Source organism: Streptomyces sp. NPDC030820 (genome assembly GCF_055572075.1).
In genome coordinates this window covers 104,437-127,499 of the sequence record NZ_JBVIEB010000007.1, presented here as the reverse complement: position 1 = coordinate 127,499, position 23,063 = coordinate 104,437, and the positions used below count along the sequence as shown (strand labels likewise).

21 protein-coding genes and 1 pseudogene are annotated in these 23,063 nt (G+C 72.5%); 13 read left to right on the top strand and 9 right to left on the bottom strand.

Going from position 1 to position 23,063, the window contains the following annotated elements:
* Nucleotides 1–115 precede the first annotated feature (115 nt).
* Nucleotides 116–1,405, bottom strand: coding sequence for a LamG domain-containing protein (locus tag ACZ418_RS20615; protein ID WP_468364708.1), 1,290 nt, complete (start codon nt 1,403–1,405; stop codon nt 116–118).
* Between the two features lie 65 nt (nt 1,406–1,470).
* Here ACZ418_RS20615 and ACZ418_RS20610 point away from each other — a divergent pair, with 65 nt between their 5' ends.
* Entirely contained in the window at nt 1,471–1,764 is a 294-nt protein-coding gene (locus tag ACZ418_RS20610; RefSeq protein ID WP_468364706.1) for a hypothetical protein, read from the top strand.
* A gap of 168 nt (nt 1,765–1,932) precedes the next feature.
* Here ACZ418_RS20610 and ACZ418_RS20605 read toward each other — a convergent pair whose 3' ends face one another.
* Complete coding sequence (locus ACZ418_RS20605; RefSeq protein WP_468364704.1) at nt 1,933–2,376, bottom strand: hypothetical protein; 444 nt, start codon at nt 2,374–2,376, stop codon at nt 1,933–1,935.
* A gap of 296 nt (nt 2,377–2,672) precedes the next feature.
* Nucleotides 2,673–2,971 (bottom strand): annotated as a pseudogene (locus ACZ418_RS20600) (ABC transporter ATP-binding protein); the annotation flags it as partial.
* 98 nt (nt 2,972–3,069) lie between these two features.
* On the opposite strand from ACZ418_RS20600, the gene ACZ418_RS20595 reads away from it, so the two are divergent.
* Nucleotides 3,070–4,224 carry an ROK family transcriptional regulator gene (locus ACZ418_RS20595; RefSeq protein ID WP_468364701.1) on the top strand — a complete coding sequence of 385 codons (1,155 nt, stop codon included), beginning with the start codon at nt 3,070–3,072 and terminating at the stop codon, nt 4,222–4,224.
* A 150-nt stretch (nt 4,225–4,374) separates the two neighbouring features.
* Here the strand turns inward: ACZ418_RS20595 and ACZ418_RS20590 are convergent, their stop codons facing one another.
* Both ACZ418_RS20590 and ACZ418_RS20585 read right to left on the bottom strand, forming a co-directional pair.
* The gene (locus ACZ418_RS20590; RefSeq protein ID WP_468364698.1) at nt 4,375–5,136 is read right to left on the bottom strand and encodes a GntR family transcriptional regulator; all 762 of its coding nucleotides are present in this window, start codon (nt 5,134–5,136) and stop codon (nt 4,375–4,377) included.
* 254 nt (nt 5,137–5,390) lie between these two features.
* Nucleotides 5,391–6,275, bottom strand: coding sequence for an RNA polymerase sigma-70 factor (locus ACZ418_RS20585; RefSeq protein ID WP_468364695.1), 885 nt, complete (start codon nt 6,273–6,275; stop codon nt 5,391–5,393).
* 120 nt (nt 6,276–6,395) lie between these two features.
* Here ACZ418_RS20585 and ACZ418_RS20580 point away from each other — a divergent pair, with 120 nt between their 5' ends.
* The 4 genes from ACZ418_RS20580 to ACZ418_RS20565 all read left to right on the top strand — a co-directional run bounded on the left by ACZ418_RS20580 (nt 6,396) and on the right by ACZ418_RS20565 (nt 12,086).
* Nucleotides 6,396–7,049 carry an NADPH-dependent F420 reductase gene (locus ACZ418_RS20580; RefSeq protein WP_468364693.1) on the top strand — a complete coding sequence of 218 codons (654 nt, stop codon included), beginning with the start codon at nt 6,396–6,398 and terminating at the stop codon, nt 7,047–7,049.
* Nucleotides 7,050–7,153: 104 nt separating this feature from the next.
* The gene (locus ACZ418_RS20575; RefSeq protein WP_468364691.1) at nt 7,154–7,984 is read left to right on the top strand and encodes an alpha/beta fold hydrolase; all 831 of its coding nucleotides are present in this window, start codon (nt 7,154–7,156) and stop codon (nt 7,982–7,984) included.
* Between the two features lie 755 nt (nt 7,985–8,739).
* Complete coding sequence (locus tag ACZ418_RS20570) at nt 8,740–10,323, top strand: alkaline phosphatase D family protein (RefSeq protein WP_468364688.1); 1,584 nt, start codon at nt 8,740–8,742, stop codon at nt 10,321–10,323.
* A 314-nt stretch (nt 10,324–10,637) separates the two neighbouring features.
* Complete coding sequence (locus ACZ418_RS20565; protein WP_468364686.1) at nt 10,638–12,086, top strand: GNAT family N-acetyltransferase; 1,449 nt, start codon at nt 10,638–10,640, stop codon at nt 12,084–12,086.
* Between the two features lie 788 nt (nt 12,087–12,874).
* Here ACZ418_RS20565 and ACZ418_RS20560 read toward each other — a convergent pair.
* A complete protein-coding gene (locus tag ACZ418_RS20560) occupies nt 12,875–14,077 on the bottom strand; it encodes a trans-sulfuration enzyme family protein (RefSeq protein ID WP_468364684.1) in 1,203 nt (400 codons plus the stop codon).
* 60 nt (nt 14,078–14,137) lie between these two features.
* Between ACZ418_RS20560 and ACZ418_RS20555 the strand changes: the two genes are divergently transcribed.
* Nucleotides 14,138–14,623, top strand: coding sequence for an Lrp/AsnC family transcriptional regulator (locus ACZ418_RS20555; RefSeq protein WP_468364681.1), 486 nt, complete (start codon nt 14,138–14,140; stop codon nt 14,621–14,623).
* A 52-nt stretch (nt 14,624–14,675) separates the two neighbouring features.
* Entirely contained in the window at nt 14,676–16,367 is a 1,692-nt protein-coding gene (locus ACZ418_RS20550; RefSeq protein WP_468364677.1) for a DUF885 domain-containing protein, read from the top strand.
* Nucleotides 16,368–16,376: 9 nt separating this feature from the next.
* Here ACZ418_RS20550 and ACZ418_RS20545 read toward each other — a convergent pair whose 3' ends face one another.
* Nucleotides 16,377–17,225, bottom strand: coding sequence for an SDR family oxidoreductase (locus ACZ418_RS20545; protein ID WP_468364674.1), 849 nt, complete (start codon nt 17,223–17,225; stop codon nt 16,377–16,379).
* Between the two features lie 535 nt (nt 17,226–17,760).
* On the opposite strand from ACZ418_RS20545, the gene ACZ418_RS20540 reads away from it, so the two are divergent.
* The 4 genes from ACZ418_RS20540 to ACZ418_RS20525 all read left to right on the top strand — a co-directional run bounded on the left by ACZ418_RS20540 (nt 17,761) and on the right by ACZ418_RS20525 (nt 21,479).
* Nucleotides 17,761–18,438, top strand: coding sequence for a hypothetical protein (locus ACZ418_RS20540; protein WP_468364671.1), 678 nt, complete (start codon nt 17,761–17,763; stop codon nt 18,436–18,438).
* 169 nt (nt 18,439–18,607) lie between these two features.
* Nucleotides 18,608–18,838 carry a ferredoxin gene (locus ACZ418_RS20535; protein WP_468364668.1) on the top strand — a complete coding sequence of 77 codons (231 nt, stop codon included), beginning with the start codon at nt 18,608–18,610 and terminating at the stop codon, nt 18,836–18,838.
* Nucleotides 18,828–20,219, top strand: coding sequence for an NAD(P)/FAD-dependent oxidoreductase (locus ACZ418_RS20530; RefSeq protein ID WP_468364665.1), 1,392 nt, complete (start codon nt 18,828–18,830; stop codon nt 20,217–20,219). The genes ACZ418_RS20535 and ACZ418_RS20530 overlap by 11 nt, the downstream gene beginning before the upstream one ends.
* Nucleotides 20,220–20,252: 33 nt before the next feature.
* Nucleotides 20,253–21,479: a cytochrome P450 gene (locus ACZ418_RS20525; protein ID WP_468364662.1), complete on the top strand. Its 1,227-nt coding sequence runs from the start codon at nt 20,253–20,255 to the stop codon at nt 21,477–21,479.
* 18 nt (nt 21,480–21,497) lie between these two features.
* Here the strand turns inward: ACZ418_RS20525 and ACZ418_RS20520 are convergent, their stop codons facing one another.
* Both ACZ418_RS20520 and ACZ418_RS20515 read right to left on the bottom strand, forming a co-directional pair.
* A complete protein-coding gene (locus tag ACZ418_RS20520) occupies nt 21,498–22,013 on the bottom strand; it encodes an immunity 21 family protein (RefSeq protein WP_468364659.1) in 516 nt (171 codons plus the stop codon).
* Nucleotides 22,014–22,039: 26 nt separating this feature from the next.
* The gene (locus ACZ418_RS20515) at nt 22,040–22,516 is read right to left on the bottom strand and encodes a rhodanese-like domain-containing protein (protein WP_468364656.1); all 477 of its coding nucleotides are present in this window, start codon (nt 22,514–22,516) and stop codon (nt 22,040–22,042) included.
* A gap of 94 nt (nt 22,517–22,610) precedes the next feature.
* Between ACZ418_RS20515 and ACZ418_RS20510 the strand changes: the two genes are divergently transcribed.
* On the top strand, nt 22,611–23,057 hold the full coding sequence (locus ACZ418_RS20510; protein WP_468364653.1) for an Lrp/AsnC family transcriptional regulator: 447 nt from the start codon (nt 22,611–22,613) through the stop codon (nt 23,055–23,057).
* Nucleotides 23,058–23,063: the final 6 nt, after the last annotated feature.

The following is a 23,063-nucleotide window of genomic DNA, read 5'->3' as shown; positions in this document are numbered from 1 at the left end:
CCCGCGACCGTCTCGTGCCGGACGTCGTCGCCGACGGCCTCCGGGGTGCTGGCCACGACCGCGGTTCGATCGGTCGGGATGACACTCCGCCATCCGCTTCGGCGGACAGGCACGCTCAACCGGTCCACCGATAGCACGTGACCCAGGTCGTATCGATCTGGACGGAGGAGCCCTTTGCGGCGTAGTCGCCGCCGAGGCTCGACTCGTTCTGGAGCACCCAGGGCGTGGCGTCCGGGTTGTCGCCGGACACGTGTCCGATCTGCCTGCCGTCCAGGTAGAAGGTCACGCCGGACGGGATGATCTCGTAGGTGGTGGTGTGCCAGTCGGCCCACCGGCCGGCGCCGACGGCGTTGTAGTCGCGGAAGCCGTGAACGAAGGCACTGATCGGGTCGTAGGCGAAGTTCTCCCCCGCCTCGGGGAAGTCGATCTCGCTTCCGGCGTAGCGCAGGTGCGCCATCTTGAACCCGTCGAGCGAGCCGTGCGCCCGCCAGCGCTCGGAGAACTTGCCGTAGCGGATGTTCATGCAGCTCAGCGGCACCGGGGCGGAGACGTGGTTGTCGCCGGTCTGCGGCCGGTACATGCGCACGTGCAGCTGGCCGTCGCCCCAGGGGGACGGGCCGATCCAGGTGGTGTCGTCGGCGCGGTACTCTCCGCCGAAGGTGCGGTCGTTGCCGTTACTGTGGTTCTTCGGGTTGGCGGTGTCGTACCAGCCGCGCGGGTAGGCGCCGATCTGGTTGTAGATGGCGCCGTACTTCCTCAGGCCGGCGCAGTGGAAGTCGCCGTCCCCGGCGCAGCTCGTGAAGGCTCCCAGCGGGGCCTGCTGGCCGTTGAAGTCGTCGGCGAAGACCTGGTGGAAGAGGCCGCAGTCGCCGAGCGGCATGCCGGTGTCGACGGTGTGGCAGGCGTCCTGGGACGGGGTCACCGCGCGGGCTTGCCGGGGCATGAGAAGAGCCGCCACGAGGGCGGCCGCTGCGGGAGCGACGACACCGAGCAGGCGGTGCCTGCGAGGGCTACGGCGTCTCTTCATGCTCTGCTCCTCACGCCTGGGCCGCGACCGGCGCGGTGGCGGCTGGATGCCCTGCTCCCGCGCCAGGTGGTGGATCGCTGTCAGGAGGTGTTCCTGGAAGTCGCGCGCGGACGTTCCGCCGTTGGGGTTGAACTCGGCCTCGATGCGCGTCAGGCGGTCGCGCGTCTCCAAGGGGAAGCCATCCCGCTGCCCTCTGAACAGCGAGCATCGAGGTTTCGCCAGCCACCCGACGGCACCCTCGGCCACGCGTTGCTTCGCGGCGTGCAGCACACAGTCCCGCGCCACGATCAAGGCGTACTCGCGAGGGCTGATCGAGGACTCGATCTCGCCCAGCCGCGCCGGGTCCGTCAGCCGGGGCAGGAGTCGTCGGCTCCGCACCCGCGCTCGGCGGGCGTCGATCCGATGCGGCGCATGAGACTCGTTGCAGTGACAGGATCGGTGCTATGGACACCGAGAGGGACTGGGTGTACCGGGTATTCGAGCCGCACGGCTCGGAGGGATGGCGCCCCTACGGCAGCGACCCCGAACGGTGGCGGGGCGCGATCACCGCCTCCGATTCGAGCGGGGGCGCCCAGTACGTCGTCTCCCTCGTCGTCGCCGACCTGATGACCGAGTGGAAGATGCAGGGCTTGTCACGGGCGAAGCACGTGCGCGTCTTCCTCTGGCGCGAGGAGGAGGGCGACGAGGAGGACCCGGAGATCATCGTGGAGGTACGGCCGGACTTCCGGGCAGGGTGACGGAGGCCCCACCTCCGGATCCCCTGGGGGCAGGCAGCAACAGGGGCAGTGTGAGGCGTGCCAGGGGGCATGCCAGGGGCAGGGCATGGGGTGAGGGGGCACGCCATGGAGGCGACGTTGTGAGGGACGGGTGCCGAGCGCAGCGATCACCGCCACCGATCAAGAGGGTCACGGCGGGTCGATCTCGGTCACTATGCCGAGGAGCTGGAACGGCAGCTCCTTGTACCCATGGGACACGCCGAGGGCGACCCATCGGCCCGACGCGGGCGCCTGCCAGAGCTGGACGTCCGGTACGTGCTCGCTCAGCTCGGCCCAGGGCTCCTCGATGTCCTCTCCCTCCACCGTCCGGCCCAAGACGCTGCGCAGGCTGAAGTGTTGCGGCGGCCCCCACCGCCCGGTGAGCCGCTCCGCGAGACCGTCCCGGTCGGCCTCGTACTGTGCCGCCGTCTCCTCCCATTGCGTGCCGTCGTCCTCCCAGAAGTCACCACTCGTCTGTAAGGCGGCTATGTGGAATCCGGGTCCGCTCTCGCCGTGTTCCGTCCGGCTGTGATCCGCGGGGAAGCCACGGGCGCACAGGAGGTCGATGACGGTCAGGCACTTCGCGATGTCCATGAGATCCAGTAAAGCGGGCGGCACTGACAATTGGCGGGTCGTCAGGCGCCCCGGCGATCGAAGGGCCCACGCGCCGGCGAGCAGCGCCGGCGCCGTCCACAGTCCGCTCACCGCGAGTCCCGTCCAGGGACCGAGGGGGCCGTCCCGGGTGCTGTGCAGGACCACCTGACCGGCAGGCCGAAGCTGATGCCGAAGAACACCGAGAACAGGGGGTCCGTATCGCCGGCATCGGGGGAGGCGGAGACGAGCGAGGATCTTGATCCACTCCGCGCGCAGAACCGGGGTAAAGGGCATGGTCAGATCTCCTGGGGCTGGGCGGTGAACTCGGCTTCGGCCGCGGTCAGATCGAGAAGGGCCTGCTCCAAGGTGGCCTCCTGGGCGGCCAGTTCCATCACGGGCACGCCCGCCTCGGACATCAGGCGGCCGAGGTCATACACGCGCGCGTGCCGAACGAGCCATGTCCCGTCCTCGTGCCGGGCGAGCAGGTCACCGAGGGCGGCGGCATCGGTGGTGCGGATCCTGGCCTGTGGCTGTACGCGTGCGTGGATGAACTCCTGGACGGGGTGTCGGCGAGGAGGCGGCCACGGCCGAGGATCGAGCCTCGCTGAGGCAGGGCCCGAACCCGGCACTCGCCGGGGTGCGCCGGGCCGAGTACGATCCGCCCAACACGCCCGCGAGCTGGAAGGACGGACGGTGGCGCAGCTGACCGGCGGCGATCCCTCGCTGCTGCGAAGGATCAATTCCGCGGTGGTGCTGCACGCGCTGCGTACCACGGACTGCGCGACGCTCACCGAGATCACCCGGGTCACCGGACTGTCCCGGCCGACCGTCGAGGGTGTCGTCGAAGGGCTCATCGAGGGTGGGCTCGTCGTGGAGACCGCGGCCGACGAGGGCACAGCGCGCCGTCAGGGGCGGCCCGCGCGCCGGTTCCGGTTCCGGGCCGAGGCGGGGCATCTGCTGGGCCTGGAGATCGGGCCGCACCGGGTCGCCGCGCTGCTGGCCGACCTCGACGGGCGGGTGCTGGGCGCGCAGGCCAAGGAGGTCGACGAGACCGCGGCGGCGGACGAGCGGCTGGAGCGGCTGCGCGGCGCGGTCGCCGAACTGCTGCGCCGGGCCGGGGTCGCCCGCAGCTCGCTGCGGGCCGTGGGCGTGGGCACGCCGGGGATCGTGGCGGCCGACGGCACGGTACGGCTGTCCACGGCGCTGCCGCAGTGGACGGGCCTGAACCTGGGTGAGCGGCTCAGTCGCTCCTTCAAGTGCCCGGTGCTGGTGGAGAACGACGCCAACGCGGCGGCCGTCGCCGAGCACTGGAAGGGCGCGGCAACCGAGTCGGACGACGTGGTGTTCGTACTGGCCGGGCTGAGCCCGGGCGCGGGTTCGCTGATCGGCGGGCGGCTGCACCGCGGCTACGGCGGGGCGGCCGGGGAGATCGGCGCGCTGCATCTGCTGGGCCGGGAGGCGACTCCGGAGACGCTGCTGTCCACCACCGACGAGCCGCTGCACCCCCTGGACGAGCAGGCGGTCGCCGAGGTGTTCGCGCTGGCCCGGAAGGGCGACCAGCGCGCGCGGGCCGCGGTCGAGCGGTTCATCCAGCGGCTGGTGCACGACGTGGCCGCTCTGGTGCTGGCGCTGGATCCCGAGCTGGTGGTGATCGGCGGGTGGGCGGCCGGTCTCGACGGCGTCCTGGAACCGCTTCGCCGCGAACTGGCCCGCTACTGCCTGCGGCCGCCCGAGGTGGCGCTGTCCCTGCTGGGCGAGGCGGCCGTGGCCACGGGGGCGCTGCGCTTGGCCCTGGACCATGTCGAGGAGCAGTTGTTCGCGGTGGACGGCGCGGTGACGCGGCGCTGAGCCTTCGCCGTGCCGTGACGCGGCGCTGGGCGTTCGCCGTTCCGGGCGCGGTGGTCTCGCTGCTGCCGCGCCGTCGTGGCTGGTCGCGCAGTTCCCCGCGTCCCTGAGGTTGGCTGCTGCCCCGCCGGGCGCTCAAGAGGTAGCCGGTGCTCAGGAGGCCTGGCGTTCGGGGTCGTGGTGTATCTCGACGTCCGGTGTGTCGCCGAAGGTCAGCCGGCAGGTGTCGGCGCGGTAGGTGGCGACGGACAGGGCTGCGGTGCGGCCCGCGGCGAAGAAGCGGGTGGTGACGACGAGGACCGGGGAGCCGGGGAGCCGGTCGAGGTCCTTGGCGTCGTCGGCGCGGGCGGAGCCCAGCTCTACGGCGCGGTCCTGGCCCTCGAGCGTCAGGTGCTGGAGTTCGCGCAGCACCGCACGCGCGCGTGCCGGGCCGGACGGAGCGTCGATCGCGGTGAGTTCCGGCACCGAGGCTGCCGGGATGTAGAGCAGCTCGGTGGCGACCCGCTGACCATGGGACATCCGGGAGCGGCGCACGGTATGCACGCGCTCGTCCGCGCCGGTCTCCAGGGCCGTGGCGACGGCGGCGGGCGGCACCGCCTGCTCGCAGTCGACGGGCTGCCAGGCGTCCGACGCGGCACCCGGCCAGACGTGCTGCTCGGTGCCCACTGCCACGCCGACCCGCGGGGGCGCGACGGTCGTGCCGACGCCGCGGCGGCGCTGCAGCCGGCCTTCCAGCTCGAGCTGTTCGAGGGCCTGGCGGAGCGTGGCGCGGGCCACGCCGAAGCGGGCGGCCAGGTCACGCTCGTTGGGCAGGATCTCGCCGACCGAGAACTCGGAGTCCAGTGCCTCGCTGAGCACGGTCTTGAGATGCCAGTACTTCGGTTCCGGCACCGATTCCAGCTGCGTGGTCCCCACCCTGTCCTCCGCAAGAGCCGTGGTCCGGCAGTTTTTAGCGCCCTTGTTTATTAAAGGTTGTTGCACTTCTCTGCGACCATAGGGCGGCCTTCACCCTTGGTCAAGACCAATCCTCGATCCCCTGGGCGACGCACGCCCGGCCTGCCGCAACGCGTTCATGAGGCGTTCGTGCGCGACGGTCTGTGTGACATCACGGCAAAGCCCCCGTCACAGGACGGGGCTCGCGGGGCGCGGGTGGTGCGGCGGAGTGTGCCTCAGCCGTCGGCGAGGTGCCGCAGCTTGTCCGGGTTGCGGACGATGTACACGGTCGTGACGCGGCCGTCGACGACGTCCACCTGGACCAGGCTCTCCGGCTTTCCGTCGAACACGACCAGCAGCGCCGGCCCGCCGTTGGCCTCCAGGAATCGGTAGGACAGGGCCGCCGCGGACTGCTGCGCGACGGCGACGAGGAACCGGCCGACCTTGTCGGCGGTGTGCAGGATCCGCAGGGGCGCCTTGGCCTTGCCGCCGCTGTCGCCGACCAGGCGGACGTCCGGGGCGAGCAGGGACAGGAGCCCGTCCAGGTCACCGTCGGCCGCGGCGGCGAGGAAGCGTTCGGTCAGCTCGCGTCGCTGGGCGGGGTCGACGTCGTAGCGCGGCCGCCGTTCGTCGACGTGCCGGCGCGCCCGCCCGGCCAGTTGCCGTACCGCCGCCTCGCCGCGGTCGAGCAGGGCGGCGATCTCGGCGTACGGGTAGCCGAACGCCTCCCTGAGCACGAAGACGGCCCGCTCCAGGGGCGACAGCGACTCCAGGACCACCAGCAGGGCGAGGGAGACGCTGTCGGCGAGCACGGCGTGCTCCGCCGCGTCGGGGGCGGCGTCGCCGAACTCGGTGAGATACGGCTCCGGCAACCACGGCCCGACGTACGCCTCGCCGCGCGTCTGCACCTGGCGCAGCCGGTCGATGGCCAGTCGGGTGGTGATGCGCACCAGGTAGGCACGCGGTTCGCGGACCTCCGCACGGTCGGCGCGGGACCAGCGCAGCCAGGCGTCCTGGACCACGTCCTCGGCGTCGGCCACGCGGCCGAGCATGCGATAGGCGACGCCCACGAGCAGCGGGCGGTGCTCTTCGAAGACATCGGTCGCGGTCTCTGTGGTCACCGCCCCATCCCATCCGACACGCGCCGGGGGTGTCCACCCGGAATCGGTCCGTCCGGCGCCGGTGCGGATCACAATGACCGCAGGCCGCCGGAAGTCGGCGGCCCCAACGGGAGGTGGCCGATGCGGTACGCGGTGCTGGGCACGGGCGAGGTGGGCCGAACGCTGGGCGGCAGGCTGGTGGAGCTGGGGCACGAGGTGACCCTGGGATCGCGCGTCAAGGACAACCCGGTGGCGCTGGAGTGGGCCACGGCCTCCGCCGAGCGGGCCCGCGCCGGCACCTTCGCGGAGGCGGCCGGCGCGGCCGAGGTGGTCATCAACGCGGTGGGCGGCCGGGTGGCGCTCGACGCCCTGCGCGCGGCCGGCGCGGAGCACCTCGACGGCAAGGTCGTGGTGGACGTCTCCAATCCGCTGGCCTTCGAGGACGGCCAGCCGCGGCTGGACCCGGTGGAGTCGGACAGCGTGGGCGAACAGATCCAGCGGGCCTTTCCGCACGCGCGCGTGGTGAAGACGCTGAACACGGTCAACTGCCAGGTGATGGTGGATCCGGGCCGGGTGCCGGGTGCGCACCACTTGTTCGTGTGCGGGGAGGACGCCGGGGCCAAGGAGCAGGTGACGGCGCTGCTCGGGGAGTTCGGCTGGCCGGCCGAGCGGGTGCTGGACCTGGGCGGGATCCAGGCGGCGCGGGCGACGGAGATGTATCTGCCGCTGTGGCTCACCATGATGCGACAGTTGGGGACCGCCGACTTCAACATCGAGGTGCGCCGGGCGGGTTGACTCTGTCGGAGCGCGGACGTACGCCCACCGGGGGCTACCGGCCGGTAGCAACTGCTGACAAACTGTCTACGGCGTCCGTCAGCACCCAGACGAGGAGCACCCCCATGTCCGCCACCGTCTCCTTCAAGGTCCCCACCGCGCACGGCCCGAAGGACGTGACCGTGTCCTACGCGCGCGTGGGACACGGCGAACCGCTGGTCCTGCTGCACGGCATCGGGCATCACCGGCAGGCCTGGGACCCGGTCGTGGACATCCTCGCCACCGAGCGCGACGTGATCGCCGTCGACCTGCCGGGTTTCGGCGCGTCCCCGGGCCTGCCGGACGGCCTCGCCTACGACCTGCCCACCACCAACTCGGTGCTCGGCGCCCTGTTCGAGGTGCTGGAGCTGGACCGGCCGCACATCGCCGGGAACTCGCTGGGCGGACTGCTCGCCCTGGAGCTCGGCCGGGAGAAGCTCGTAAGGTCCGTCACCGCCCTCTCACCCGCAGGGTTCTGGACGGAGGCCGAGCGCCGGTACGCCTTCTCGGTGCTGCTCGCGATGCGGGGCATCGCCCTGCGGCTCCCGCTGCCGCTGGTGGAGCGGCTGTCGCGCACGGCGGCCGGCCGTACCGCGCTGACGAGCACCATCTACGCGCGCCCCGCGCGCCGCGCCCCCGAGGCCGTGGTCGCCGAGACGCTCGCGCTGGTGGGGGCCACCGGGTTCGACGCGACGCTGCGGGCGGGCACCACCGTACGGTTCACCGACGTCCTGCCGGGTCTGCCGGTCACGGTGGCCTGGGGCACCCGGGACCGGATCCTCGTGCGCCGCCAGGGCATACGCGCCAAGCAGCTGATCCCGCACGCCCGGCTGGTACGGCTGCCCGGATGCGGCCACTGCCCGATGAACGACGACCCGGCGCTGGTCGCGCGGGTGATCCTGGATGGCAGCCTCTGAAGCTACCGTACGGCGGCCGCCCTACGGGGCCCTGAACGGGGCGGGTGCGGCCGCCGGTGCCAAGCCCTCGCCGAGGCGGCCCGGCCGATTGCCGCTGCGTGCGCCGAAGGGGCCGCGCCGACCATCGACACCGCGGCGTGGAGCGGCCGGCCCTGACCACCGGGACCGGCTCCCCGGTGGGGCCGCCACGCCAAGGGGCTGGTCCCACCCCACCGGTCCCCCGCTGAGGGGCTGGTCCCGGTTGGGGCCCCGGGGCTGGTCCCACCCCACCGGTGCCGAGGCGCCGGTCCCGGCCGCCGATGCCGCGTCGTGGAAAGGCTGGTCCTGGCCACCAGTGCCGCCCCGCCGAACAGGCGGCCCGGGCCCACCAGTCCCGCCCCGCCGAACAGCCGGACCCGCCCCACCGTTGCCGACCCACCGAGGAGCCGGTCTCGGTCACCCGATGCCGTGCTCTACGCGTGCGTACGTGCGAGCACGGAGCCCTCCGTCGAGCTGGAGTGACGTCCCTTGGCTCGCCGTGCCCCCGGGCCGGTCTCCCCCGGTCCCCGCGGGACGCACGCGTGCCTGCGGCGTCGTACAGCGCCGACGGCCGGGACGCGGGCCGCGCGCGGCTGACGGACCGGTGCGGACACGGCGCCTTGCTCTGCGGTCATGCCCCAAGCCCCGTTGTTCACTTCTGGTTTCCGCGCACGCCGCAACGTCCCAGTAGGTGTGGCTTTGCACATTGGCCGGATCCCGTCCCTGGAGGCGCAGCCATGTCAGACCGTCCGTTCCCTGGCCGCCGCAGCGTTCTGCGCGGCTCCCTGGCCGCGTCGGCGGCCCTCACCCTGCCCGTCGGCCTCGGCGCGGCCCCGGCGTTCGCCCGCTCCGCGCGCCCCCAGGCGAGCTGGGGCGTACAGGCCGGCGATGTGACCACCGACTCCGGCCTGGTGTGGGTGCGTTCGGACCGGCCGGCCCGGATGATCGTGGAGACCTCGGCCACCGAGTCGTTCCGCAACCCGCACAGATGGCAGGGTCCGCTGCTGGGCTCCGGCACGGACTTCACCGGCACCACCCGGCTGCACGGCCTGCCGTCGGGCGAACAGATCCACTACCGCGTGCTGCTCGCCGACCCGGACGACCCGCGCCGCACGAGCGAGCCGGTCACCGGCACCTTCCGTACCGCGCCCGCCCGGCGGCGCCAGGGCGTGCGGTTCGTGTGGTCCGGCGACCTGGCCGGACAGGGCTGGGGCATCAACGAGTCCATCGGCGGTTACCGCATCTTCGACGCGATGGCGAAGGTCGACCCCGACTTCTTCCTGTGCAGCGGCGACAACATCTACGCCGACGGCCCCATCGCGGCGACCGCGACCCTGCCCGACGGCAGTGTCTACCGGAACGTCACGACCGAGGAGAAGTCGCACGTCGCGACCACCCTGGACGACTACCGGGGGAACTTCCGCTACAACCTGCTGGACTCGGCGCTGCGCCGGTTCAACGCCCAGGTGCCGAACATCATCCAGTGGGACGACCACGAGGTCCGCAACAACTGGTACCCGGGCGAGGTCATCGGCACCGGCACCCCCTACCCGGCCGGCACCAGGCTCGACGACCTGGCGCTGCGCTCCCGGCAGGCGTTCTCCGAGTACTTCCCGATCTCGACGATCAGCGAGCGCCCCGACGGCCGGATCTACCGGGTCGTCCGCCACGGTCCGCTGCTCGACGTGTTCGTGCTCGACATGCGCACCTACCGCAACGCGAACTCCCCCGACAACCAGACCACCGACCCGGTGGGCATCCTCGGCCGGGAACAGCTGGAGTGGCTCAAGCGGGAGCTGGCGCAGTCCCGCGCGGTGTGGAAGGTGATCGCCAACGACATGCCGCTCGGCCTTGTCGTGCCCGACCCGGTCGAGGGCAAGCCGAACTTCGAGGCCGTCGCGCAGGGCGACCCGGGCGCTCCGCTCGGCCGTGAGCTGCAGATCGCCGAGCTGCTGCGGTTCATCAAGCACCAGCGGATCACCGGCACCGTGTGGCTGACGGCCGACGTGCACCACACCTCCGCCCAGCACTACGACCCGTCGCGGGCCGCGTTCAAGGACTTCGAGCCGTTCTGGGAGTTCGTCTCCGGCCCGCTCAACGCCGGCGCCTTCCCGGCCAACGCGCTGGACGGCACCTTCGGCCCGGACCGGGTGTTCGTCAAGGCGCCCACCGCCTCCAATGTGTCGCCCGCCCAGGGCTACCAGTTCTTCGGCGAGGTCGACATCGACGGCGACAGCGGCGAACTGACGGTACGGCTGCGCGAGTACGACGGCACCGTGCTGTTCACGCAGACGCTCCAGCCGGGCCGGGTCGGCCAGTAGGGCGCGGGCGGGCCCGCCGGTCCCGCCGGTCCCGTACTCTTCATCCGTGCCGCGCGCCGGCGTCATCCCACGGAGCGCGGCACGGTCAACTCCTCTGTCATGCGGCCCTCTTCGCAGGTCAGGCCGATTGTCAGTGGTCGCCTCTACGGTTTTCGTATGACGCGAGCACTGGATGACGACAACGCCACGATCTGGGGCCGAGCGGCGCGGAGCCGGCAGGCTCTAGAAAACGCAACAAAACGGACGGAGCATGCTTTACCCATCGGTCACAAGCAGTTCGTGATCACGCAACACCCTTCCTTCACAGTGGCTGCATGACTCCAGAGATGTCTGATGTGACCCGGGCGAAGCACGGACGCCCCGTGCACCACTGGCGGCGGGACGTCGTCGAGCTCGCCGCGCTGTTCACGGCCGTCGCCGTCGCCGACGGGGTGGCGAACCTGGTCGGGCACGGCCCCGACGGCCCGGCCCTGCTCGTGATCTCGGCGCTTGTGCTCGCCGCGACGGCCGGCTTCCACACGTGGTGGGCACGACGCCACGGACACGCACCGCCGACCCGTGATACCGGCGCCCGGCCGGCCGCCGAGACGCGGTCGGCCGGGCCCTCCGGGCAGCCGGGCGACGACACGGACGACGTGGCCGACACCGGTGCGCTGTGGCGGATGCGGACCACCGTGAAGGACGAGCCGGGCTCGCTGGCGGCACTGTGCACGGCGCTGGCCGAGCGGCGTGTCGACATCCTGAGCCTCCAGACGCACCCGCTCGCCGACGGCACGGTGGACGAGTTCCTGCTGCGGGCGCCGCGCGCGCTGGACGCGGCCGAGATCACCCGGGCGGTCTCGCAGGCCGGCGGGAAGTCGACGTGGATCGAGCGGGCCGACGCCCACGACCTGGTCGACGCCCCCACCCGCGTGCTCGGGCTGGCCGCGCGCACCGCGCTGGACGCCGCCGAACTGCCGCTGGCGCTACGCCAGTTGCTGGGCCGGTGCACGATCCGCTCGCTGCCCGGGACTCCGGCCGGCGGAGGCCGCGGGCCCGAGCCGGTGCCGGTCGAGGGCGTGCTGGAGGACACCGTGATGCGGCTGCCGGCGCCGGAGGGCGGGGTGCTCACCGTGGAGCGGCCGTATCTGCCGTTCACCCCCACCGAGTTCGCCCGGGCCCGGGCACTGGTGGATCTCGACAACCGGCTCGGCCCGCGGATCCCGCGCGGCAAGGACGTGCTGACGCTGCCCGAGGGCAACGACATCACCGTCCGCCGGGTGGACACCGGAGACCTGGCCGCGGCGAAGGCGATGCACGAGCGGTGCTCGCCGCGCACCCTCGGTATGCGCTACCACGGCCCGGTCGGCGACGCGGAGCGCTATCTGAACCATCTGCTCAGCCCCCGTTTCGGCCGGACGCTGGCCGCGCAGACCACCTCCGGCCGCATCGTGGGCCTCGGGCACCTGCTGTGGGACGGCGACGAGACGGAGGTCGCGCTGCTGATCGAGGACGACTGGCAGCAGCGCGGCATCGGCGGTGAACTGCTCGGCCGGCTGGTGGCGATGGCCATGGAGGCCGGCTGCGAGAGCGTGTACGCCGTGACGCAGGCGTCCAACACCGGCATGGTCGCCGCGATGCGCGGGCTCGGCCTGCCTCTGGACTACCAGATCGAGGAGGGCACGCTCGTCATCACCGCCCGCCTGGACGCCGCACCGACCCCCGCCCGGCGGCCGTACGACACCGGCCTCCGCCACCTCAGCACCCCGGCCCACCACGACTGACCCACGGCACACCCGCGCCCCCCTTCTACGCGCCCCGCTCCGGCCCGACCCGGAGCCGCCGGCTCGGCGGCCGGTCCAGGCCGACCGCATGGCAGCTGGGCCGTGGCCGGCAGCCGGGCCAGGGGCTGCGGCCCGGGCCAGGATCGGCGGCCGAGGCCGACGGTCGGGGCCGAGCTCGGGCCCGAGGCCGACAACCGGGGCCGGGACCAGGGCTGGAGTGCGCGCTCCTGCGCGAGGCCGACAGCTGCGACCCCGACGGTCGGAACCGGGCTCAGGCCCGAGGCCCACAGCCGGGGTCGCGGCCGGCGTCCGAGCTCAGGCCCGAGACCCACATCCGGGACCACGGCCGACGTCCGAGCTCAGGCCCGTGACCGACAACCGGAGCCGGGGCCGACGGGCTCGGGATCTGCGGCCGGGGCCGGAGCCGGCAGCCGGGCCAGGGTCTGCGGAGGGCCCGGGTCCTTGGCCGGCGCGGACGGTCGAGGCCAGGCTCGGGCCCGAGGCCGACAGCCGGGATCAGGCTCCGGCCCGAGACCCACATCCGGGGCCAGGCTCCGGCCCAAGGCCGATCAGCCGGGGCCAGGGCTGGCGCCCAGGCCCCAGGATCTGCCGCTGGGCCCGGGATCTGCGGCCGGTATCGGGGCCGGCGGCTGGGGTCGGGACCGGCGGTCGGGCCCCGGGCGGCCTGCAAAGACGACCGCGCCATGAATCCGCCGCAACGGCTCCCACCACAACCATGGTGTCGGGTGGTGCCCAACTCACCCTCGCCCACCACCGGCCGCTACCGTTCAGCGCACCGCCTCCCGCAGCGGCACCGGCGTCCGAGCGGTCGGCTCCCCCAGTGCCTGGTCCAGGTCCGCCCACAGATCGTCCACGTCCTCCAGACCCACCGACAACCGCAGCAGCCGGTCACTCACCCCCGCCCCGCGCCGGTCGTCGGCGTCGACGATGCGGTGGCTGATGGAGGCGGGATGCTGGATGAGCGTGTCGACGCTGCCGAGACTCACCGCCGGGGTGACGAGCCGGACCCGGGAGATGACCGCGTGCGGATCGTCATGCACCTCGAAGGCGATCATGGCGCCGCCGATGCGCGGATAGTGGACGCGGGCCACGCGCGGGTCGGCGGCGAGCCGGCCGGCCAGTTCGGCGGCGTTCGCGGAGGCGGCCCGCACCCGCACCGGGAGCGTGGACAGTCCCCTCAGCAGCAGATAGCCGGCCAGCGGATGCAGGACACCACCAGTGGCGAAACGTATCTGCCGTAGCCGCCCGGCGAACTCCTCGTCGCAGGCGACCACTCCGGCCAGCACATCGCCGTGCCCGCCGAGGTACTTGGTGGCGCTGTGCAGCACCAGACGGGCGCCGTGCTCCGCCGGGCGTTGCAGCACGGGCGTGGCGAAGGTGTTGTCGGCGAGCAGCGGAACCGAACCGCAGGCGTGCGCAACGGCCCGCAGATCGACCTCGGCGAGGGTCGGGTTGGCCGGCGACTCCACCATCACCAGGCCGGTGTCCGGGCGCAGCGCGTCGGCGATGCCGGCCGGGTCGGTCCAGGTCACCTCGGTGCCGAGCAGCCCGGCGGTCAGCAGATGGTCGCTGCAGCCGTACAGGGGCCGTACCGCGACGACATGGTGCAGGCCCATCGCGGAGCGGGCGAGGAGGACCGCGCTGAGCGCCGCCATCCCGCTGGCGAAGGCGACCGCGGACTCGGTGCCCTCCAGGCGGGCCAGGGCGGTCTCGAAGCGGGCGACGGTCGGGTTGCCGAGCCGACCGTAGACGGGCGGTCCGACCGGGTCGGCGCCGTCGGTGGCGAAGGCGTCGATGCGGGCGGCCTCACCTCGGCTGTCGTACGAGGGGTAGGTGGTCGACAGGTCGATCGGCGGGGCGTGCAGGCCCTGGCGGGCGAGATCGTCGCGGCCGGCGTGCACGGCTTCCGTGGCCAGGGCTCTCGATGCGGTGCGTACGTCGTCGTAGGCACCGGTGCTCGCTGTGTCCATGCACGGAAGGGTGAACAGTGAACGGTTCACGGGGTTCGAACACCGTGCTACGTTCGGCCCATGGCCGAATCTGTCGTACTGGATCCGGTGGATCTTCATCTGCTGCGGCTGCTGCAGAACGACGCCCGGACCACCTACCGCGATCTCGCCGCGCAGGTGGGCGTGGCGCCGTCGACGTGTCTGGACCGGGTGACCCGGCTGCGCCGCTCGGGCGTGATCCTCGGCCACCAGCTGCGACTGGATCCGGCCAAGTTGGGGCGCGGGCTCCAGGCCCTGCTGTCGGTGCAGGTACGGCCGCACCGGCGGGAGCTGGTCGGGCCGTTCGTGGAGCGGATCCGGGCGCTGCCGGAGACCCGGACGGTGTTCCATCTGACCGGGCCGGACGACTATCTGGTGCATGTGGCCGTCGCGGACATGGCCGATCTGCAGCGGCTGGTGCTCGACGAGTTCACCGCGCGGCGCGAGGTGGCCCGGGTGGAGACCCGGTTGATCTTCCAGCAGTGGGACTGCGGGCCGCTGCTGCCACCCGGCCACGCCCAGAGCTGAATCCCCCAAACGTGGGTGACGGGGTGATCCTTCTCGTACGAGGATGGGGCCCATGTCTGAGACCAAGAGCCCGCTGCCCCGTCAGGTGGCAGACGCGTACGTGGACGACCTCATCGCCCTCGACCCGGTCACCGGTACCTACCTCGGTGTGAAGGAGAGTTCGAGCCGGCTGCCCGACTACTCGCCCGCGGGCCAGGCGGCCCTCGCGGAGCTGGCGCGGACCACGCTCGCGAAGCTGGACGAGGCGGAGCGGCAGCCGGGGGCGGACAGCGACGCGGAGCGGCGCTGCGGGCGGCTGCTGCGGGAGCGGCTGACCGCCGAACTCGCCGTGCACGAGGCCGACGAGCACCTGCGCGCGGTCGGCAACATGGCCACGCCGGGCCACTCGGTGCGGGACATCTTCACGGTCACGCCGGCGCAGACGGACGAGGACTGGGCGGCGATCGCCGAGCGGCTGCGCGCGGTGCCGGGAGCGCTCGCGGGCTACCGTGAGTCGCTGCAACTCGGCCTGGACCGCAAGCTGTTCGCGGCGCCGCGGCCGACGGCGACGTACATCGAGCAGCTCACCGAGTGGACGGACACGGACGGCAAGGGCCGTGGCTGGTACGAGGACTTCACCGCCGCCGGGCCCCAGGCGCTGCGCGCGGAGCTGGACGAGGCGGCCCGCGCGGCGACCGGCGCCCTGGTCGAGCTGCGGGACTGGCTGCGGGACGTGTACGCGCCGGCGATCGAGGGCGCCCCGAACACGGTGGGCCGTGAGCGGTACGCGCGCTGGTCCCGCTACTTCAACGGCACCGATCTGGACCTGGACGAGGCGTACGCGTACGGCTGGTCGGAGTTCCACCGGATCCTCGGCGAGATGAGGCAGGAGGCGGAGAAGATCCTGCCCGGCGCCGAGACCCCCTGGGTGGCGCTCGCGCACCTCGACGAGCACGGCCGGCACATCGAGGGTGTGGAGGAGGTGCGGGAGTGGCTGCAGGGCCTGATGGACAAGGCCATCGAGGATCTGGACGGCACGCACTTCGAACTCGCCGAGCGGGTGCGGAAGGTGGAGTCGCGCATCGCCCCGCCCGGCGGCGCGGCGGCCCCCTACTACACGGCTCCGTCGGAGGACTTCTCCCGCCCCGGCCGCACCTGGCTGCCCACCATGGGACAGACCCGCTTCCCGGTCTACGACCTGGTCTCGACCTGGTACCACGAGGGCGTGCCCGGGCATCACCTCCAGCTCGCGCAGTGGGTGCACGTGGCGGAGAACCTCTCCCGCTACCAGGCGACGGTCGGCGGGGTCAGTGCCAACGCCGAGGGCTGGGCGCTGTACGCGGAGCGGCTGATGGACGAGCTGGGCTACCTCACGGATCCCGAGGAGCGGCTCGGCTATCTGGACGCGCAGATGATGCGGGCGGCCCGGGTGATCGTGGACATCGGCATGCACCTGGAGCTGGAGATCCCCGCCGACTCGCCGTTCCGCCCCGGTGAGCGGTGGACGCCGGAGCTGGCGCAGGAGTTCTTCGGTGCGCACAGCAGCCGGCCGGCGGACTTCGTGGAGAGCGAGCTGACCCGGTATCTGACGATTCCGGGCCAGGCGATCGGCTACAAGCTCGGTGAGCGGGCGTGGCTGCTGGGCCGGGAGAAGGCGCGCGAGCGGCACGGCGACGCGTTCGACCTGAAGGCCTGGCACATGGCGGCACTGTCGCAGGGTTCGCTGGGCCTGGACGACCTGGTGGACGAGCTGGCCCGGCTGTGACGTACGGCGTCAGCGCCGGAAGCCGCCTTCCGAGTTGATGACCTCCCCGGTGATCCAGCCAGCCTCGTCGGTGGCCAGCCACGCGATGAGGCGGGCCGGGTCGTCGGGGAGCCCCCAGCGTCCGCCGGGGAAGCGGGCGGCGACGGCGGCGTGGGCCTCGCCGGTGGCGTAACCGGTGTCCACCGGGCCGGGGTTGACGGCGTTGACGGTGATACCCTGCTCGGCCAGCGTGCCGGCCAGTGAGCGGGTGATCGAGGCGAGGGCGCCCTTCTGGAGGGCGTAGGCGATCTCGCCCGGCATGCCGCCGCCGAGGTCCTGTCCGGAGGTCATCAACACCACCCGCCCGCCGGGCGTGCCGCCGCCCTCGGGCAGCCGGGCGCGCAAGCGGGCGTAGGCCTGGACGAGCAGCAGGACGGAGCGGGTGTCGACCGCCCAGTGCGCGTCGAGCATCGCGGCGTCGATCTGGTCCAGGGTGCCGTCGGAGCCGCTGAGCGCGTGGTTGGCGACGAGGATGTCCAGACGGCCGAACTCACCGACGACCGCGTCGATCAGCCGCGCCGGCTCGGCCGGCTCGGCGAGGTCTCCGGGTCCGGCGACGACGCGGGCCCCGGGATCACCGAGCGCCTCACGCACGGAGCCGACGACAGCCTCGGGACGGTCGGCGCCCCACGGCATGGCGGCGTCGTGCGGCACATGGTGATGCAGATACACACTCGCCCCGTACGCCGCCAGCCGCCGCGCCACAGCATGCCCGATCCCGGCCCGCCGGCTCGCCCCGGTGACCAGAGCGGTACGGCCGCGCAGGGGCAACGGGTCGCGGCGCAGCTCTTCCGGGGCGGGGGGCGTGTTTGCCGACATGGCGGATCACCTTAGGGGGAGGGGGATCGGGGTGCGAGCGAATTGGGGGCGGGGGGTAAGGGGCGCGGTGTGGGCGGTGGGGGCGGTGGGGGGCTGGGGTACCTGGGCCGGCGGCGGGTAGGTGGGGGCGCGCGGGTGTGGGGGCAGGTGTCGGACGAGACCGCATCGGAGGCCGGGCGGGAGCAGGATCGGAGGCCGGCTCGAGGCACGCGCGCGTTGCGGGGCCGAGCCGAAGAACCCGCGCACGGGGAGGTCCGGGCCGAAGGACACGCGTGGAGGCCGGGCCAAGCCACACGCGCGTGGAAGGCTCGGCCGAGACAAGGCACACGCGCGGGAGGCTGGACCAATGCAGGGCACACGTGCGTGGAAGGCTGGACCGAGGCAAGCCACACGCAGCGGATGTGACGCCGACTCACGCCCCCCACCCCAGCCCACCCCACCGTGCATCGCTCGGCCGTCCGGCCGTCCCCGGTGGCGTGGGTCGGCGGGTGGGGGCTAGCTGGTGCCGGAGTCGATGCGGAGGAGGCGGGCCGGCATGCAGCGGAAGAGGTCGGCGCGGCACGCGCTGGAGACGCCGCGGGCCGCCGGGCTGGCCGGAGTCGTGTTCGCGCTGCTGCTGGCGGCGGCGATCGTCCTGGTCCGGCTGGGGATGCCCCAGGGAGCCGACGCGGTCACCGCCCAGGGGTTCACGGACTCCGCGCGGCGCAGCGCGCTGCAGACGGCCCTCGCGCTCGTGCCGTTCGCCGGCATCTTCTTCCTGTGGTTCATGGGCGCGATCCGGGCGCATGTGGGTGCGGCCGAGGACAGGTTTCTGGCCACCGTGTTCCTGGGCAGCGGCCTGGTCTTCACGGCCACGATGTTCGGGGCCGCCGCGGCGGCCGGTGCCGTCCTCTCCGTCACGCACCCGGCCGGCACGGCGCCCGCGCCCGCGTCCTGGGACTTCGGCCGCCACTTCGCGTACACGATGATGGTGGGGTACGCGATGCGGATGGCGGCCGTCTTCGTGTCCGCCGTGTCGGTGATCGGCCACCGTCTCGGTGTGCTGCCCCGCCCGCTCACCGCCCTGGGCGGCCTCACCGCCCTGACGCTGCTCTTCGTGTCGAGCAACGTGCCCTGGTCGGAGCTGGTCTTCCCGGCCTGGTCGCTGGTGCTCAGCGGGTACATCCTCCTGGCGGGCGACGGCTCACGCGCACGTGCCGCGTCTCGGGCGTGACGGATCGGTCCGGCGCGCCCGGCGTGGCCGCCGACCCGGACGGGTTCCCCGACGGGCGATCTCACCGCACGGGACCCATGCTGGCAATCGGGACATGACCGCCGTCCGGGTATGCCGCGCGACACGGCCGGCGCACACCGGACCTGGCCACCGGAAGGGCGGAGCGTCGATGCGGCTCGTCGTCGATCTCAACAAATGCCAGGGGTACGCCCAGTGCGCGTTCCTCGCTCCCGATGTCTTCGCGCTGCACGGCGAGGAGTCACTGATCTACAACCCGCACGCCCCCGAGGAGCAGCGGGAACGGCTGGCCCGCGCCGTCGCCGCCTGCCCGGTGCAGGCGATCACCGCGGACGGGCTGGACGACACGGGAGACGCTCGGGAGGCGTCCGATGGCCGCTGATCACATCGACTGGCTCAGGCGCGAGGGCCGGATCGTGATCGTCGGCGCCTCGCTCGCGGGGCTGCGGGCCGCCGAGACCCTGCGTGCGGAGGGCTTCGCCGGCGAGTTGACCCTGATCGGTGACGAGCCGTACGAGCCGTACGACCGGCCGCCGCTGTCCAAGTCCGTCCTGCTGGGCATGGCGTCCCCGCACCGCACGGAGCTGCCGCACCGCCGGGAGATCGACGCCAAGTGGCGGCTCGGTGTCCCGGCGACCGGGCTGGACCTGACGGCCAAACGGGTCCGGCTGGCCGACGGCGACGAGGTGGAGTACGACCGGCTGCTCATCGCGACCGGCGTCCGCGCCCGACCCTGGCCGAAGGAGGACGAGGCCCGGCTGGACGGCGTCTGCCTGCTGCGGACCCGCGACGACGCGGCCGATCTGTACCAGCGGCTCAAGGCAGGGCCGCGCCGGGTGTTCATCATCGGCGCGGGCTTCGCCGGTTCGGAGGTGGCGTCGGCCTGCCGGGAGATGGGTCTGCCCGTGACCGTGGCGGAACGCGCCGGGGCACCGCTGGTGGGCGCGCTCGGCGGGGTGGTCGGCGCCGTCGCCGCCGACCTGCAGACCGGAAACGGCGTGGACCTGCGCACGCACGTCACGGTGACCTCGCTGGAGGGCGACCCGGTCGGCCGGGTGCGGGCGGTCCATCTGTCCGACGAGAGTGTCGTCGAGGCGGACGTGGTCGTGGTCTCGCTGGGCTCGCTGCGCAACACCGACTGGCTGGCCGGGTCGGGGCTGGGCGCCGGGCCCCGGGGCATCGCCTGCGACGCGGGCTGCCGGGCCTTCGACTTCCGGGGCATCGTCACCGACGACGTCTTCGTGGCGGGTGACGTCGCGCGCTCCCCGCACGCGCTGTTCGGCTACCAGTTCCTCTCGCTGGAGCACTGGGGCAACGCCGTCGCGCAGGCGGAGACTGCCGCGCACAACATGATCTGCCGCGGTGCCGACCGGCGACCGCACCTGTGGATGCCCGCCTTCTGGTCGTCGATGTTCGGCGTGAACATCAAGTCGGTCGGCGTGCCGCCCATGGGTGACCAGCTCATGATCACGCAGGGTTCGCTGGCCGAACGCCGGTTCGTCGGTGTGTACGGCTACCAGGGCAGGATGATCGCCGCCGTGAGCTTCGACAACACCCGGTGGCTGGAGTTCTACGCGCGGCAGATCGAGCGGGGCGCGCCGTTCCCGGTGGAGCACCCGACGATGGACCGGCGTCCCGAGGGCCGGCAGCCGGTGGCGGCCGACTTCCCCGACCCGTCCCTGCCGTCCCACGGCCCCACCGTGACACTCACCGGTTACTCACCGGCCGACCAGCAGCTGGTCTTCCACCCCGCCCGGCACTGACCGCCGCCCGGCCCGACGCTCCAAGGACGTGTCATGACGCAGGCCTCGTTGTTCCGTCAGATCACCGACTTCGCCAACCGCGCCAACCCGTACCCGCTGTACGAGGAGCTCCGCAAGACTCCGGTGCTGCGCGAGGAGGACGGCCCGTTCGTCATCAGCTCGTACTGGGACATCGAGGCGCTGCTCCACGATCCGCGTATCAGCTCCGACGCCGCCAATCTGGCCGCCGCCGGGGACGACGAGCTGTCCGGGCCGGAGGCTACGGGGCTGCCTCCGAGCTTCATCCGACTCGACCCGCCTGAGCACGACCGGCTGCGGAGGATCGCCAACAGCTCCTTCGGGCCGCCGCACAGGCCGCGCCGGATCGAGAACATGCGGGGCGAGCTGGGTGAGATCGTCACCGGGCTGATCGACGGCTTCGGGGACGCGCGGCAGATCGACCTGGTCGACCAGTTCGCGTACCCCTTCCCGGTGGCTGTGATCTGCCGGCTGCTCGGCGTGCCGCGCGAGGACGAGCCCCGCTTCCGTGCCTGGGTGGACCCGATCGTCGCCGGCCTGGACCCCGACTCCCGCACGAGCGCCGAGTCCCAGCGAACCGCGCAGGAGGCACGGTTGCAGCTCGGCATGTACCTGAACGGGCTGGTGGAGCAGCGCGCCAAGGAACCCCGTGACGACATGCTCTCCGACCTGGTGAACGGTCACGGCCCGGACGGCGCCATGACGACGATGGAAGTACTCAGCACAGCGGTGCTGCTCCTCATCGCGGGCCACGAGACGACCGTCAACCTCATCACCAACGGCATGCTCACGCTGCTGCGCCATCCGGAGGTCCTGGAGCGGCTGCGCAACGACCCGGGCCTGTCGGTGCGGATCGTGGAGGAACTGCTGCGTTACGAACCGCCGGTGCAGATCGTGCCGCAGCGCACCACTATCGCCGACATCGAGCTGCGCGGAGTCACCATTCCCAAGGGCTCGCGCATCTGGCTGATGCTGGCCGCCGGCAACCGCGATCCCGAGCGGTTCAAGGACCCCGAACGCTTCGACCCGGACCGCGAGGACATCCAGCACCTCGGATTCGGCAGCGGCATCCACAGCTGCTTCGGTGCTCCGCTGGCCCGTCTCGAAACCCAGATCGCGCTGTCCGAGCTGGCCCGGCGGCTGGAGCATCCCCGCCTGGTCGAGGACCCGCCGCCGTACCGGCAGAACGCGGTGCTGCGTGGCCCCCGGCATCTGAACATCGCGTTCGACAACCTGCGTTGACAGCCGTCGGCGGTCGGGTCAGTGGCCGAGCCGTCTGAGCTGCACCAGCCCGACCCAGGTCTCGGGCCCCGGCTGCGCATACGCGGCCCGCACCGCGTACGTGCCCGGCTCCAGCGGCACCCTCAGGTGCTCGTTGCGGTCGGCCGCCGGGCCCGGCCAGGCCGAGTCGAACAGCAGCACCGGGCCGGGCACCCGCCAGTGCACCTCGCTCCCCCACACCGCCGTGTCCAGGGCGGCGGGGACACCGGCGAGGAGTTCCGCCTCCGAGTTCGCGGCGGACCACCGTACGAAGGTGGCGTGGTCCGGCAGGTACGAGGTGGCGGCGGGTTCGTCGCCGAACACCAGGGCCGCGCTGTCGCCGACGGGCAGCAGGCCGACGTAGCCGTCGACCTCGCACGCCCGGTCGTAGTCGGTGTCGAGTTCCTCGCTGTCGGCGCCCGCCCAGAACGGCAGCACCGTCTCCGGGACGGCTATCAGCGGGCCACCGCCCGACTCCACCCACTCCAGCGCGCCTGGATCCGCGTATCGAGCCATGGGCACAGAACCTACACGGGTGTCGATCAGCAGCCGCACTCGCCTTCGACGGGCGCGGTCAGCAGGTCGGCGTCGCGCTGTGCAGGCCCCTGCCAGGTCTCGAAGGCGAAGCCCTCGCGCGCCCAGTACTCGAAGCCGCCGAGCATCTCCTTGACCTGGTAGCCGAGTTCGGCGAGGGCGAGGGCGGCGCGGGTGGCGCCGTTGCAGCCGGGGCCCCAGCAGTACGTCACCACCGGCACGGACTTGTCCAGGAGCTGCTCTGCCTGCTCGGGGATGAGTGCGGTGGGCAGGTGGACGGCGCCGGGGATGTGCCCCTGGTCCCAGGACTCGATCGAGCGCGAGTCCACGACGACGAAGCCGGGGTCGCCGCCGGCCGCGAGCGCGGCGGCCACGTCGGAGACATCGGCGTGGAAGGCCAGGTTGGCCCGGAAGTAGGCGGCCGCCTCGGCGGGGGCGGCGGGGGCGACGCGCAGGACGGGGTTCTCAGTGGTCTTCGTGATCATGACTGGAAATCTACGGCTCGCGGCCCGGCCACTGAAGCGTGGATCCACGGCGTTGCCCTTGTCCACGCCGGGATTTCCCTGCTATCCATCCGGGATGACCGTGTATTCCCCGGACGCCACCGACTGGCGCATTCTCGAGGTCCTCCAGCGGGAGGGACGGGCCAGCTACGCCGAGCTGGCGCGGGCCGTCTCCATGTCGCCGAGTGCCGTCACCGAACGGGTCCGCCGGCTGGAGGAGGCGGGCGTGATCCAGGGGTACGCGGCCGTCGTGGACCCCGAGCGCCTCGGCCTGCCGATCCTGGCGTTCGTACGGCTGCGCTACCCGAACGGCAACTACAGGCCGTTCCACGATCTGGTGGCCGCGACGCCCGAGATCCTGGAGGCGCACCATGTGACGGGCGACGACTGTTTCGTCATCAAGGTCGCCGCGCGGTCCATGTCCCATCTGGAGGAGATCTCCGGGAAGATCGGCGCGCTGGGCTCGGTGACCACCAGCGTCGTGTACTCCTCACCCCTGCCCCGGCGCGCACTGGGCCACTGAGCCGGG

What these genes read in the sequence shown, in the direction of transcription:
- ACZ418_RS20555 (WP_468364681.1), top strand. Translation starts at nt 14,138, where the DNA reads ATGGCCGAATCTGTCGTACTGGATCCGGTGGATCTTCATCTGCTGCGG.
- ACZ418_RS20570 (WP_468364688.1), top strand. Translation starts at nt 8,740, where the DNA reads ATGTCAGACCGTCCGTTCCCTGGCCGCCGCAGCGTTCTGCGCGGCTCC.
- ACZ418_RS20515 (WP_468364656.1), bottom strand. Translation starts at nt 22,516, where the DNA reads ATGATCACGAAGACCACTGAGAACCCCGTCCTGCGCGTCGCCCCCGCC.
- ACZ418_RS20540 (WP_468364671.1), top strand. Translation starts at nt 17,761, where the DNA reads ATGCAGCGGAAGAGGTCGGCGCGGCACGCGCTGGAGACGCCGCGGGCC.
- ACZ418_RS20545 (WP_468364674.1), bottom strand. Translation starts at nt 17,225, where the DNA reads ATGTCGGCAAACACGCCCCCCGCCCCGGAAGAGCTGCGCCGCGACCCG.
- ACZ418_RS20550 (WP_468364677.1), top strand. Translation starts at nt 14,676, where the DNA reads ATGTCTGAGACCAAGAGCCCGCTGCCCCGTCAGGTGGCAGACGCGTAC.
- ACZ418_RS20530 (WP_468364665.1), top strand. Translation starts at nt 18,828, where the DNA reads ATGGCCGCTGATCACATCGACTGGCTCAGGCGCGAGGGCCGGATCGTG.
- ACZ418_RS20520 (WP_468364659.1), bottom strand. Translation starts at nt 22,013, where the DNA reads ATGGCTCGATACGCGGATCCAGGCGCGCTGGAGTGGGTGGAGTCGGGC.
- ACZ418_RS20575 (WP_468364691.1), top strand. Translation starts at nt 7,154, where the DNA reads ATGTCCGCCACCGTCTCCTTCAAGGTCCCCACCGCGCACGGCCCGAAG.
- ACZ418_RS20580 (WP_468364693.1), top strand. Translation starts at nt 6,396, where the DNA reads ATGCGGTACGCGGTGCTGGGCACGGGCGAGGTGGGCCGAACGCTGGGC.
- ACZ418_RS20560 (WP_468364684.1), bottom strand. Translation starts at nt 14,077, where the DNA reads ATGGACACAGCGAGCACCGGTGCCTACGACGACGTACGCACCGCATCG.
- ACZ418_RS20535 (WP_468364668.1), top strand. Translation starts at nt 18,608, where the DNA reads ATGCGGCTCGTCGTCGATCTCAACAAATGCCAGGGGTACGCCCAGTGC.
- ACZ418_RS20605 (WP_468364704.1), bottom strand. Translation starts at nt 2,376, where the DNA reads ATGGACATCGCGAAGTGCCTGACCGTCATCGACCTCCTGTGCGCCCGT.
- ACZ418_RS20610 (WP_468364706.1), top strand. Translation starts at nt 1,471, where the DNA reads ATGGACACCGAGAGGGACTGGGTGTACCGGGTATTCGAGCCGCACGGC.
- ACZ418_RS20510 (WP_468364653.1), top strand. Translation starts at nt 22,611, where the DNA reads ATGACCGTGTATTCCCCGGACGCCACCGACTGGCGCATTCTCGAGGTC.
- ACZ418_RS20525 (WP_468364662.1), top strand. Translation starts at nt 20,253, where the DNA reads ATGACGCAGGCCTCGTTGTTCCGTCAGATCACCGACTTCGCCAACCGC.
- ACZ418_RS20565 (WP_468364686.1), top strand. Translation starts at nt 10,638, where the DNA reads ATGACTCCAGAGATGTCTGATGTGACCCGGGCGAAGCACGGACGCCCC.